At 66.7% G+C, this 11927-nt stretch carries 12 protein-coding genes; 6 read left to right on the top strand and 6 right to left on the bottom strand.

Going from position 1 to position 11927, the window contains the following annotated elements; genetic code table 11:
• Positions 1 to 122 precede the first annotated feature (122 nt).
• Positions 123 to 1394, top strand: coding sequence for an ABC transporter substrate-binding protein (locus CQ050_RS28800; protein ID WP_105560250.1), 1272 nt, complete (start codon positions 123 to 125; stop codon positions 1392 to 1394).
• Here the strand turns inward: CQ050_RS28800 and CQ050_RS28795 are convergent.
• The 4 genes from CQ050_RS28795 to CQ050_RS28780 all read right to left on the bottom strand — a co-directional run bounded on the left by CQ050_RS28795 (position 1351) and on the right by CQ050_RS28780 (position 5170).
• Positions 1351 to 1992 carry a 2-hydroxychromene-2-carboxylate isomerase gene (locus tag CQ050_RS28795; protein WP_105560249.1) on the bottom strand — a complete coding sequence of 214 codons (642 nt, stop codon included), beginning with the start codon at positions 1990 to 1992 and terminating at the stop codon, positions 1351 to 1353. The genes CQ050_RS28800 and CQ050_RS28795 overlap by 44 nt on opposite strands.
• 7 nt (positions 1993 to 1999) lie before the next feature.
• The gene (locus CQ050_RS28790; protein WP_105560248.1) at positions 2000 to 3328 is read right to left on the bottom strand and encodes an MFS transporter; all 1329 of its coding nucleotides are present in this window, start codon (positions 3326 to 3328) and stop codon (positions 2000 to 2002) included.
• Between the two features lie 43 nt (positions 3329 to 3371).
• Positions 3372 to 4157, bottom strand: a complete 786-nt coding sequence (locus CQ050_RS28785) for an aldolase (RefSeq protein ID WP_105560247.1) — start codon at positions 4155 to 4157, stop codon at positions 3372 to 3374.
• A 137-nt stretch (positions 4158 to 4294) separates the two neighbouring features.
• Positions 4295 to 5170, bottom strand: coding sequence for a LysR family transcriptional regulator (locus CQ050_RS28780; protein WP_105560246.1), 876 nt, complete (start codon positions 5168 to 5170; stop codon positions 4295 to 4297).
• A gap of 143 nt (positions 5171 to 5313) precedes the next feature.
• Between CQ050_RS28780 and CQ050_RS28775 the strand changes: the two genes are divergently transcribed.
• Positions 5314 to 5763, top strand: coding sequence for an NUDIX hydrolase (locus CQ050_RS28775; protein WP_105560245.1), 450 nt, complete (start codon positions 5314 to 5316; stop codon positions 5761 to 5763).
• Between the two features lie 27 nt (positions 5764 to 5790).
• On the opposite strand, the gene CQ050_RS28770 is transcribed toward CQ050_RS28775, so the two are convergent.
• Positions 5791 to 6525 carry a class I SAM-dependent methyltransferase gene (locus CQ050_RS28770; protein WP_105560244.1) on the bottom strand — a complete coding sequence of 245 codons (735 nt, stop codon included), beginning with the start codon at positions 6523 to 6525 and terminating at the stop codon, positions 5791 to 5793.
• 113 nt (positions 6526 to 6638) lie between these two features.
• Between CQ050_RS28770 and CQ050_RS28765 the strand changes: the two genes are divergently transcribed.
• Both CQ050_RS28765 and CQ050_RS28760 read left to right on the top strand, forming a co-directional pair.
• On the top strand, positions 6639 to 7448 hold the full coding sequence (locus CQ050_RS28765; protein WP_105560243.1) for an aminoglycoside phosphotransferase family protein: 810 nt from the start codon (positions 6639 to 6641) through the stop codon (positions 7446 to 7448).
• An 84-nt stretch (positions 7449 to 7532) separates the two neighbouring features.
• Entirely contained in the window at positions 7533 to 8927 is a 1395-nt protein-coding gene (locus tag CQ050_RS28760) for a GntP family permease (RefSeq protein WP_105560242.1), read from the top strand.
• Here CQ050_RS28760 and CQ050_RS28755 read toward each other — a convergent pair.
• Positions 8906 to 9817 carry a LysR family transcriptional regulator gene (locus CQ050_RS28755; RefSeq protein ID WP_105560241.1) on the bottom strand — a complete coding sequence of 304 codons (912 nt, stop codon included), beginning with the start codon at positions 9815 to 9817 and terminating at the stop codon, positions 8906 to 8908. The genes CQ050_RS28760 and CQ050_RS28755 overlap by 22 nt on opposite strands.
• Before the next feature lie 115 nt (positions 9818 to 9932).
• Here CQ050_RS28755 and CQ050_RS28750 point away from each other — a divergent pair, with 115 nt between their 5' ends.
• On the top strand, positions 9933 to 10688 hold the full coding sequence (locus tag CQ050_RS28750) for an SDR family oxidoreductase (protein WP_105560240.1): 756 nt from the start codon (positions 9933 to 9935) through the stop codon (positions 10686 to 10688).
• Between the two features lie 331 nt (positions 10689 to 11019).
• Positions 11020 to 11904 (top strand): crotonase/enoyl-CoA hydratase family protein, encoded by an 885-nt coding sequence (locus CQ050_RS28745; protein ID WP_105560239.1) that lies wholly within the window; start codon positions 11020 to 11022, stop codon positions 11902 to 11904.
• Positions 11905 to 11927 lie beyond the last annotated feature (23 nt).

Raw genomic sequence — 11927 nt, 5'->3', positions numbered from 1 at the left:
CCCCCCAAGGAGCCCATCCCGCCACCACGCCCCCGTTTCGCGGCCAGACCCAAATAGAGCGCGGCATCACGCCATCAAGCGCCAGCAGGTTCCAGACAGATCCGGCACAAGAGGAGACAACCATGGCTTACGCCAACACGCCCCGGATTTCATTGCATTGCCGCAGCACGCTTACCCGCTTGTTCACCACCACCGCCCTGGCGGCCGGCATTGCCGCGGCCATGACGGCCCCGGCAGCCGCCCAACCTGCCGCCATCTCTGACGACATCGTCCGGCTGGGCCTGATCCTGGACATGAGCGGCGTCTACGCCGACGTGACCGGCAAGGGCAGCGCCACGGCCGCCGAAATGGCCATCGCCGACTTCGGCGGCACGGTGCTGGGCAAGAAGATCGATCTGATGGTGGTGGACCACCAGAACAAAGCCGACATCGCCGCCGCCAAGGCGCGCGAATGGTACGACACCCAAAAGGTGGATGCCGTCATGGACGTGGCAGGGTCGGCGCCCGCGCTGGCCGTGCTGGAAGTGGCCCGCGAGAAGAAGAGAATCGTCGTCTTCAGCGGCCCCGGCACGGAACGCATCACCAACGACCTGTGTTCGCCCTATTCCGTCCACTACACCTACGACACCTGGTCGCTGGCCAACACCACCGCGCGCGCCACCGTCGAAAAAGGCGGCAAGACCTGGTACTTCCTGACGGCGGACTACGCTTTCGGGCACACCCTGCAGGCTTCCGCCACCGAAGTCGTCAAGGCCAACGGCGGCACGGTGCTGGGCGCCTCGCGCCATCCGCTCGGGTCCAGCGATTTCGCGTCCTACCTGTTGCAGGCGCAGTCCAGCAAGGCCCAGGTCATCGGGCTGGCGAACGCGGGCGGCGACACGGTGAACGCCATCAAGGCGGCCAGTGAATTCGGCCTGACCAAGGGCGGCCAGAAAATGGCGGGATTGCTCTTGTACATCAACGACATCCACGCCATCGGCCTGGAAGCCGCCGCCGGCCTGACCCTGACCGAAGCCTTCTATTGGGACATGAACGACCAGACCCGCGCCTGGTCGCAGCGCTACTACGACAAGCTGAAGAAGATGCCCAACATGAGTCAGGCGGGCACGTATTCGTCGGTGATGCACTACCTGAAGGCGGTGCAGGCGGCCGGCACCGACGAGCCCATCGCCGTGATGAAGCAGATGAAGTCCCTGCCCATCAACGACTTCTTCGCCACCAACGGCCGCATCCGCGAAGATGGCCGCATGGTGCACGACATGTACTTGTTTGAAGTCAAGCAGCCGTCTGAATCCAAACGGCCGTGGGACTACTACAAGCTGGTGGCGACGCTGCCGGGCGACCAGGCGTTCATGCCCCTGTCGAAGTCGACCTGCCCGCTGGTGAAGAAGTAAGGGGCGACGGGGCGAGGGTTTCCTCCAGCATGTCCAGCCGGTCCTGCCCCCAGAAAACCTCGCCCCGGAACACGTAGGACGGCGATCCGAAGACGCCGGCCTTGACCGCGTCGTCCGTGTTGCGGCGATACGCGGCGTCGATGGCGGGGGCCTGCGCGGCCGTCAGCAAGCGGTCGGCCGGCAGACCCAGCCGTTCCAGCACGCCACGCAAGACGGCGGGGTCGGAGATGTCCTGTTCGTCCACCCACTGCGCTTTCAGGATCGCCTTGTACAGCGCCGGCACCGGCGTGCCGGCAAGGTCCGCCGCGATGACGATGCGCGAGGCCAGCCCCGCATCCGGACACATGTGCGCCGGCTGCGGGTTCACGTGAATGCCCAGCTTGCGGCACCAGCGCGCCAGCTCCGCCACGCGGTAGGCCTGCCGTTCGGGCGAGCGCTGCCCCAGCAGCACGCCGCCCGTGCGCGAATAGACATCAGGCAGGTCCACGGGCAGGTATCGGATCACCGCCTGCTGCCGGGCGGCCAGCGCTTCAAGCCGGTCGGCGCCCAGATAGGCCCAGTCGGAGTTCATCCAGAAGTAATAGTCGATCGTCTTCATGGCGTTCTCAGGTCCTTGCCGTCGAAGGCACGCGCAGCGCGGGATGCGCGGCGGCCTCGCCCTGCATGCGCCAGGCGCTGATAAAGGCGACCACGCCCAAGGCGCTCAGGTACCAGACCACGTACTTGGGATCGCCGCCGCCCTTGGCCAGCAGCCACGTCGCCACGATGGGCGCCAGGCCGCCCCCGATGGCGCCGGACACCTGCACCGCCAGCGAAATACCGGTGTACCGCACGTGCGCCGGGAACTGGCTGGAGAACAGCGTGCCTTCGGGCCCGTACAGGCAGGCGTACACCAGCCCCACCGCCAGGCAAACCGCCACGATGATCCCGCCTTTGTCACCCGATCCCAGCAAGTTGAAAAACAACGGCGCGCAGATCAGGATGCCCACCGTGCCCGCCATGAACACCCACTTGTGGCCGATCTTGTCGCCCAGCACGCCGAACAGCGGCATCGTGAACAACGCAAGCGCCGCTCCCCAGATCGTGGCGTCCAGCATGACCGAACGCGGGATGCCCAACGTGCCCGTGGCGTAGGCCAGCGAAAACGTCACGACGGTGTAGAACCACGTCACTTCGGCCAACCGCGCGCCCACCACCACCAGCAGCGCACGGCGATGGTGCTTCAGCACTTCGGCCACCGGCACCTCGACCTTGGCGCCCTTTTCACGCATCTGCTCGAAATCGGGCGACTCGGCCACTTTCACGCGGATGAACCATCCCACCAGCAGCAGCACCACACTGGCCAGGAATGGCAGGCGCCACCCCCAGGCCAGCATGTCCTCTTCCGGCAGCGCGGCCACCGCGCCCATCGCCAGCGACGACAAGATCAGGCCGGGCGCCACGCCGGCTTGCGGCAGGCTGCCGAAAAATCCCTTCTTGCCCTCGGGCGCATGCTCCACCGCCATCAGCACCGCACCGCCCCATTCGCCGCCCACCGCGATGCCTTGCAGGAAACGCATCAGCACCAGCAGCACGGCGGCCCAATAGCCGATCTGCTCATACGAAGGGATCAGCCCGATCAGGATGGTGGGCACGCCCATCAGCAGCAACGTGATCAGCAGCATGGACTTGCGGCCGATCTTGTCTCCGTAATGGCCAAAGATCACGCCGCCCAGCGGCCGCGCGAAAAAGCCCACCGAATACGTGGCAAAGGCCGCCAGCGTGCCCGTCAACGGGTCGAAAGCGGGAAAGAAGATCTTGTTGAAAATCAATGCGGCAGCCGTGCCGTACAGGAAGAAGTCATACCACTCGATCGTGGTGCCCATCATGCTGGCAAGGCCAGCCGTCACATAATCGCGGCGCGAGCGCGCAGCCGCAGGCTTGGTCGTCATCATCGTGACTCCCCTTGAAAAAGTCTTGATCGGATCGTCGGCGGAATCAGGCTTGGGGGTGCGGCAGCGGCGCGATGCCGTGCGTCTGCCTGGCCCAGTAGTTGAACGTGGCGCGCACGATCGACGGCTTGAGCAGGTAGTCGTGCGCCTCGCGGGCCAGGGCGTCATCCACTGGCGTCAACGGTCCGAAAGCCTGGGCGCGGATCTGCATGCGCGCCGCGCGCTCCAGGTACACCGACAGATACGTTGCTTCCTCGCAAGAACCGGCCGCCGTCAGATAACCATGGTGCGCCAGGATGATGGCGCGCTTGCGCCCCAGCGCCTCCGAGATGATCACGCCTTCCTGATCCGCGATCGGCACCCCGGGCCATTCACCCAGGAACGCGCAATCATCGTGCAGCGGCGTCATGTCCATCTGCGAGATCACCAGCGGCTGGCGCGCCGCGGCCAGCGCGGACGCCCAGGGCGAATGCGTGTGGATGATGGATTGCACGTCGGGCCGCGCTTCGTAGACCCACAGGTGGAAACGCGTGGCCGGGTTGGGCATGCCGTCGCCCGTCAGGGTGTGCAGGTCGCGGTCGACTTCGATGAAGTCGGCGGGCGTCGCCTCATCGAATCCCAGGCCGAAGCGCAGCGTCCAGTAGGCGCCCGGCCGATCCGAGCGCACGCTGATCTGCCCGGCCAGGCCCGCTTCCTGCTCGGTCATCGCCAGGATGCGGCAGGCGTAGGCCATGGTTTCCTGCGTGCTGCGGGGCACGGCCTGCAGATGGCGCGCCATTTCCTGCGTGGCACGGGTGTCGAAATACGATTTCTCTCGCAATGCGGTATTCATGGGTTCCCCTTGATGTCCTTTGCTTTCGGCGTCGATGGAGGCCGCGCAAGGTCAGGACAGTATGGAAACCACCGCGCCATATAGCCATGCAGCCAGGCTCATAGCTGCTATTCGGCCAGCGGCGCTGACGCCGGCCGCTAGGCTGCGGCGATGCGGTGCGCGCAGGCCAGCAGCTCGGCGACCAGCGGCAGCGGCTGGCGCTGGCCCGGGGTGATCGCCACCACCCGCCGGCGCAGGACCGGGCTGCGGATGCCCACCTTGCGCAAGCCGTAGTCGGTCAGCAGCTTATCGGGGATGCGCGACGGCAGAATACAGGCGCCCACGCCCGAGGACACCAGCTTGAGCATGGCGTCGATGGTTTCGGCCTCGGCCATGAATTCGGGCTGCAGGCCCGCGCTGTGGATCATCTTGCGCAGCGCGTAATGGGGCGGAAAGCCGACCAGCCGCAACGGCATGCCGCCCAGATCGACCGCGTCGGCCAGCGGCACGTCCTGGCGCACGATCAGGCACATCTCGTCGTCGAACAACGGCGTGGACGTCACCGTGTCCGAGGCCACCGCCGCGTCATAGACGAAGCCCACATCGGCCTTGCCGCTTTCCACCAGCGCCACCACATCCGGCGAGCTGCGGCCCATCACGGAAAGGTTCACGTGTTCGTGGCTGCTGACGAAGCGGGCGACGACCTCGGCCATGAAGTAGTAGCTGAGCGTGTGCACGGTGGCAAGGCGCACGGTGCCGTGGGTCACGCCTTCGCGCTGGCGCACCGTGTCGACGACGCGGTCGATGCTCTGGTAGGCGGGCTGGATGCCGTCCAGCAGGCGGCTGCCCGCCTCGGTCAGTTCCACGCCGCGGCCCGTCCGCGTGAACAGGGGCTTGCCGACATGCGCTTCCAGCGCAGCCAGTTGCCGGCTCAGGCCGGATTGCGTCTGGTCCAGGTCTTCGGCGGCGCGCGACAGGGATTTCAGTTCCGCGATCCGCACGAAATAACGTAACTGCCGGTCCGGCGTGTCCATGGCGCTGCCTCTATATTCTGATCCGACGCGCTCGTCTCAAGCGCGGCTACAGTGTGCCCAAGGAAGCCGTGCGGCACCACGGGGATTTGCGCTAAGTGACAGGAAGCGTACCCTTTCAAGCTATCCCCACGCCGGAACGCCGCATGCCCGCTCCCATTACCCCACCCATCGCCCGCCCCATTCCCGCCACCATCGCCGCCGTCGTTCGCGACGGCCACGTGCTGCTGGTGCGCCGCGCCAACCCGCCCGACGAGAATTGCTGGGCATTTCCCGGCGGCAAGATCGATGCCGGCGAAGCCATCGACGCCGCGACCGTGCGTGAATTGTTGGAAGAGACCGGCGTGGTCGCCGAACCGCTGCATGTGTTCGACGCGGTGGACGTCTTCGACCGCGACGAAACCGGCGCCTTGCGCCGCCACTTCATCCTGATCGCGGTCCTATGCCGCTGGCAGTCCGGCGAACCGGTCGCGGGCGACGACGCGCGCGACGCCCGCTGGGTACCGCTGGCGGAACTGGAAGGGCATGAGCTGGCCATGAGCTTCGGCGTGGCCAGACTGGCGCGCAAGGCGGCGGCGCTGATGGCCGCGATGTGACGCGGCGGCCCACGCCCCCGTGAACCCTCAACCGCCAACCGGCAGGGGCCTGGCCTTGATCCACAAGAACATCGGCAGCCGGGTCCATTGCCGCCACTGCGCCGTTGGCGCCTTGTCCGGCTGCGGTTCGCGCAGCGATACGATGGCCAGGCCCGCCGCTTCCAGCGCCGCCATGTAGTCCTGCAACGGCAGCGACCAGCCCGCGAAATGCATGCTCAGGCCGTCGCGCGTCTCCCTGCCATCGAAGTGTTCGCGCCCATAGTACGTGCCGTCCACCACGAACGGCGCGTCGGCCTCCGGCCCTGCGAAGCGGCCACGGTCGCGAAAGGGGTGGACGATGGATATGAACAGCGTGCCGCCCGGCTTGAGCACCCGGCGCGCTTCGCGCAAAGCGGCCGGCACGTCGTCCACGTCCATCAGCACGTTGTAGGCGATCACCAGGTCGAATTCGCCGTCCGCGTAGGGTAGCGCGTGCGCGGGCGCCACATCGTAATGGTCGGCGGAATCCGCGGCGCGCGCCGCGTCGACCATCGCGGCCACCGCATCGCTCGCGGTGACGTGATAGCCCAGCGCCCGGACCTCGCGGCTGATGCGGCCTTCGCCACAGCCGATTTCCAGGGCGCGGCCCTGGCCCGCACCCAGATAGGCCGCGAAGCCCTCGCGGTACGCCCAGAAGGCGTCATGCCCGGGGGTGCCTGCCCAAGCAATCCATTGATCGGCCACGGCGGTCCAATGCGCCTGGTCCGGTTGCGATTCGGTCATTCTTGATCCTCCATGATGTGGCCGCCGGACATGGCCCAGGCTTCGGACTCGAACCAGTGGCCCGGCGGCAGGCCCTACTATATACAGCCCGGCAACCTTCCCCCCACGGCCCCATGTTCGACGCCTACCTGACCCGTTGGAATCTCGTGCCCGACGGCGCGCCCATCGCGACCCCCGCCGCGCGCTTGCTGCCGGTCACGCAGGACGGCGCGCCGGCCATGCTGAAGGTGTCGATCGAAGAAGACGAACGGCAAGGCGGCGTGCTGATGACATGGTGGGACGGCCAGGGCGCGGCCCGCGTGCTGGCGCACGACGACCACGCCATTCTGCTGGAACGCGCCACCGGCACGCGCTCGCTGGCCGCTTACGCCCGCACCGGCCGCGACGACGAGGCCACGCGCATTCTGTGCGGCGTGCTGAAGGCCCTGCACGCCCCGCGCCCCAAACCGCTGCCCGCGTTGCGCAGCCTGGAAGAATGGTTCGTGGAACTGTGGCCCATGGCCCGATCGCAAGGCGGCATCCTGGCGCACAGCGCCCGCCACGCCCGCGCGCTGCTGGATGCCCCCCGCGACGTTGCGGTGCTGCATGGCGATGTCCACCACGACAACGTGCTGGACTTCGGCGAACGCGGCTGGCTGGTCATCGACCCCAAGCGGCTTTACGGCGAACGCGCGTTCGACTACGCCAACATCTTCTGCAACCCCGACCTTGCCGACCCCGTGCCGCCGGTGGCCATCGTGCCCGGCTGCTTCGAGCGCCGGCTGGAGCTGATCGTGGCCGAGTCGGGCCTGGAACGCCGCCGTCTGCTGCAATGGATCGTGGCGTGGTGCGGGCTGTCCGCCGCCTGGTACCTGGGCGACGGCGATGACGCCGCCATCGACCTGAACATCGCCCGCCAGGCCCAGGCATTGCTGGACGCCTGAGCCGACACGCGTCACGAAGGCGCCGGTTCGATGGGGTAAGGTGTAGCCCCTGCACCCCTTGTCTCTTCATTCCTGGAGTACCGAATGACCGGATTGTTCATCGTGGTGGCGGCACTGGCATTTCTGATGCTGGCGGCGTATCGGGGCTACAGCGTGATCCTGTGCGCACCCATCGCAGCCATGGGCGCGGTGCTGCTGACGGATCCTTCCGCGCTGGCCCCCGTGTTCTCAGGCATCTTCATGGAGCGCATGGCGGGTTTCGCCAAGCTCTACTTCCCCGTGTTCCTGCTGGGCGCCGTATTCGGCAAGCTGATCGAACTGTCGGGCTTTTCCCGCGCGATCGTGCAGGCGGTGCTGCGCATGATCGGCGCCGAACGCGCCATTGTCGCCATCGTGCTGGTGTGCGCGGTGCTTACCTACGGCGGCGTGTCGCTCTTTGTCGTGGTGTTTGCGGTGTATCCGTTCGCCGCCGAGATGTTCCGCCAGGGTGGCATCCCGAAGCGGCTGATGCCCGGCGCCATCGCGCTGGGCGCGTTCACGTTCACGATGACGGCGCTGCCCGGCACACCGCAGATCCAGAACATCATCCCCACCACCTTTTTCGAGACCACCACGTGGGCCGCGCCCTGGCTGGGCCTGATCGGCGCGGCGTTCACGCTGACGACGGGCGTCGCCTACCTGGAATGGCGGCGCAAGCGCGCGGCCGCCGCAGGCGAGACCTATGGCACCGAACTGCGCAACGAACCCACCACGCCGCCCACCGAACGCGACCATCATCCGCTGATCGCGCTGCTGCCGCTGGTGGTGGTGGGCGTGGTCAACTTCCTGCTTACACGCTGGATTCCCGGCTGGTATCCGGCCGGCGCCGAAGTGAACCTGCCCGGCCTGCCCAAGCCCATGCCCGTCAACGCCGCCGACCAGGTCGCGCTGTGGGCGGTGATGGGCGCGCTGATCGCCGGCATCTTCACCATCCTGCTGTTCTCGTTCCGCGGCATCAAGGCGCACTTTGCCGAAGGCAGCAAAAGCGCCGTATCGGGCGCGCTGCTGGCGTCGATGAACACGGCGGCCGAATACGGCTTTGGCGGCGTCATCGCCGCGCTGCCGGGCTTCCTGCTGGTGGCCGAGGCGCTGAAAACCATTCCCGACCCGCTGGTGGGCGAAGCCATCGCCGTGACCTCGTTGGCGGGCATCACCGGATCGGCCTCGGGCGGCATGAGCATCGCGCTGGCCGCGATGGCGCAAACCTTCATCGACGGCGCGGTCGCGGCGGGCATCCCCATGGACGTGCTGCATCGCGTCGCCGCCATGGCCAGCGGCGGCATGGACACGCTGCCGCACAACGGCGCGGTGATCACGCTGCTGGCGGTCACCGGCCTGACCCATCGGCAATCGTATGGAGACATCTTCGCCATTACGCTGATATCGACGATGTCGGTGTTCGTGGTGATCGCCGTGTACTACCTGACCGGCATCGTCTGATCGAAGGCGGTGGCGAACACGTCGGCCAGCCACTGCGTGAACACGCGCACCCGGGCCGACACCTGCCGGTTCTGCGGATACAGCACCGACACCGGCATGGGCGCGGGCGGGGTGTGGGGCAGCACGATGCGCAGATGCCCCGCCGCCAGTTCCCGCTCGACCCGATAGCGCGGCACCTGCGCCAGCCCCAGGCCGGCCAGCGCCGCGCCGGTGTAGAGTTCGGCGCCCGTCACGCTGATCACCGACGCGGGACGCACCAGCACGCGGCGTCCGTCCACCATGAAGTCCAGCGGCATGCTGCGCCCGGTTGCGCTGGACAGGTAATCCACCGCGCGGTGCCCCTGCAGTGCGTCCAGGCTGGCGGGAGTGCCGAAGCGCGCCAGATAGGCGGGGCTGGCCACCGTCACTTGCGGCATCAGCGCGATCTGCCGGCCCACCAGCGAGGAATCCTGCAAGGCGCCCGCGCGCAGCACGCAATCGACGCCCTCGCGCACCATATCCACCAGGCGGTCGTCTTCGCCCAAGTGCAGGACGATGTCGGGATAGCGCTCCAGAAAGCCCGGCAGGCCCGGCATCACGAAATATTTGGCCAGCGTGCCCTGGGCGTTGACCCGCAGCAGCCCCTTGGGCGCCGTGTTCAGGAACGCGCCGTCGGCCTCTTCCAGATCCGCCAGCAGACGCACGCAGCGCTGGTAATAGGCCTCGCCGTCGTGGGTCAGGCGCACCTGGCGGGTCGTGCGTTCCAACAGCCGGGCGCCCAGGCGCTTTTCCATGCGCTTGATCAGGTTGGTGACGGTCGCGCGGGGAATCTGCAGGTCTTCCGCCGCCAGGGAAAAGCTGCGCCGTTCGGCGATGCGCACAAACACCTGCATTTCCTGGAAACGATCCATGCCAACCCGCCGATTATTAATGCAAATGGAATTATGTTAGCGAATATAGGGTAATTATCTTCAGTTTGGAATAGTTCATGATGCGTCTCACCCCTTCCCCTCACGGAGATCCAACATGACATCCCAAGCCTCTCAATCGACCCCGCAACGCGTCGCCCTGGTTACCGGCGGATCGCGCGGCATCGGCGCCGCCATCGTGCGCCGCCTGGCCCGCGACGGCTACGCGGTGGGCATCAACTACGCATCCCGTGCGGATGAGGCCGACGCGCTGGCCAACGACATCCGCCAGGCGGGCGGCCGCGCCGTGGCGGTGCAAGCCGACGTGTCCAAAGCCGCCGACGTGCGCGCCCTGTTCGACAAGGTGGAATCCGAGTTGGGGCGCATCAACGCGCTGGTCAACAGCGCGGGCGTCCTGAAGGTGCAGCCGCTGGCCGACACCTCCGACGAGGACTATGCCCAGGCCTTCGACATCAATACGCGCGGCACCTTCAACACGCTGCGCGAAGCGGCCACGCGGCTGGCCGACGGCGGCAGCATCGTCAACGTGTCCAGCACCACCATTGCGCTGAACTTGCCCGGCTATGCGATCTACATCGCCAGCAAGGCCGCGGTCGAGAGCTTCACCCACGTGTTTTCCAAGGAACTGCGTGGCCGCCGGATCACCGTGAACGCGGTGGCGCCAGGCCCCGTCGCCACCGAGCTGTTCCTGAAAGGAAAAAGCCCCGAACTGATCGAACACTTCGCCAAGATGCCGCCGCTGGAACGCCTGGGTCAGCCCGACGACATCGCGGGCGTGGTGTCGTTCCTGACCGGGCCGGACAGCGGCTGGGTCAACGGCCAGATCCTGCGCGCCAACGGCGGGGTTGCCTGAAACCGGCGCAAAGCGGCGGCGCGCGCCGGCCTTGCCTGGCGCGCTCCCGTCATCCGAACGCATGAGTTCCGCCGTCCCAACGGCGTTTTGCGCACCGCCCGGATCCTCGCGAATTTGCGAGGATCCTCATCCGTTGCACCGATGCGAGCCTCGGCCGAGCGGCCGACCCAGCGCCTCAATTCGCAACAACTCTGCATGGTTCACTCGCGCTTTCGACTTACGGACAAGTCTGGCCAAGCGGACGAGGTTTGCATGAGACGGTAGCCGGAAGGTCTGTATTAGGCTGACCCGGCAGTACACCGACTCACCTTGACCGATTGGACGAAAGCAAATGAATCAACTCATTCATCCAGACTGCCACCCCTTTACCGCAGCGGGCAACATGAAGCAGATTTCAGCGTTTTATGAGGAGGGACGCCGTGTCATGTGGATGATGCTCCGTGCGCAGCCGCGGCCTTGCTTCAATCACGAACTCATCGATGAAATCATGACGCTGGCGCGCGCCGCCAAGGACTCGGGCCTGCCCATCGACTTCTGGGTCACGGGCTCGCTGGTGCCGCAGATCTACAACGTGGGCGGCGATCTGAACTTCTTCGCCGAGGCCATCCGGACGGGCAAGCGCGAGGCCCTGCGAGCCTATGCGCGAGCGTGCGTGGACTGCGTGCATGCCGCCTCGCGCGGGTTCGACACCGGCGCGATCTCGCTGGCCATGATCGAGGGCACGGCGCTGGGCGGCGGCTTCGAGGCCGCGCTGGCCCATCACTTCGTGCTGGCGCAGAACAATGCCCGCATGGGTTTCCCGGAAATGGCGTTCAACCTGTTCCCGGGCATGGGCGGCTACTCGCTTGTGGCGCGCCGGTCGGGCATGAAGCTGGCCGAAGAGCTGATCAGCACGGGGGAATCGCATACCGCCGAATGGTTCCACGGCAAAGGGCTGGTGGACACGCTGTTCGAACCGGGTGAAGCGTACCGCGCCACGCGCACCTTCATCGACGTGATGCGCCCCAAGCTCAACGGCATGCGCGCGATGCTGCGCGCGCGCCAGCGCGTGCTGAACCTGTCACGCTCTGAATTGATGGACATCACCGAGGACTGGGTCGAAGCCGCCTTCTCGATAGATCCGAAGGACCGCGCCTACATGGAACGCCTGGTGATGGCGCAGAACCGCCGCACCGCCGCCAGCCCCGACTCGGTGCAGGAAGCCACCATGCACTGATCCGCTGCACGAGGGCCCCGGCT

The sequence above is a fragment of the Achromobacter sp. MYb9 genome (genome assembly GCF_002975275.1).
In the GTDB taxonomy this organism is placed as follows: domain Bacteria; phylum Pseudomonadota; class Gammaproteobacteria; order Burkholderiales; family Burkholderiaceae_B; genus Achromobacter.
Note: the sequence above shows the minus strand (reverse complement) of the source record. Positions and strands in the feature narration are given on the sequence as shown.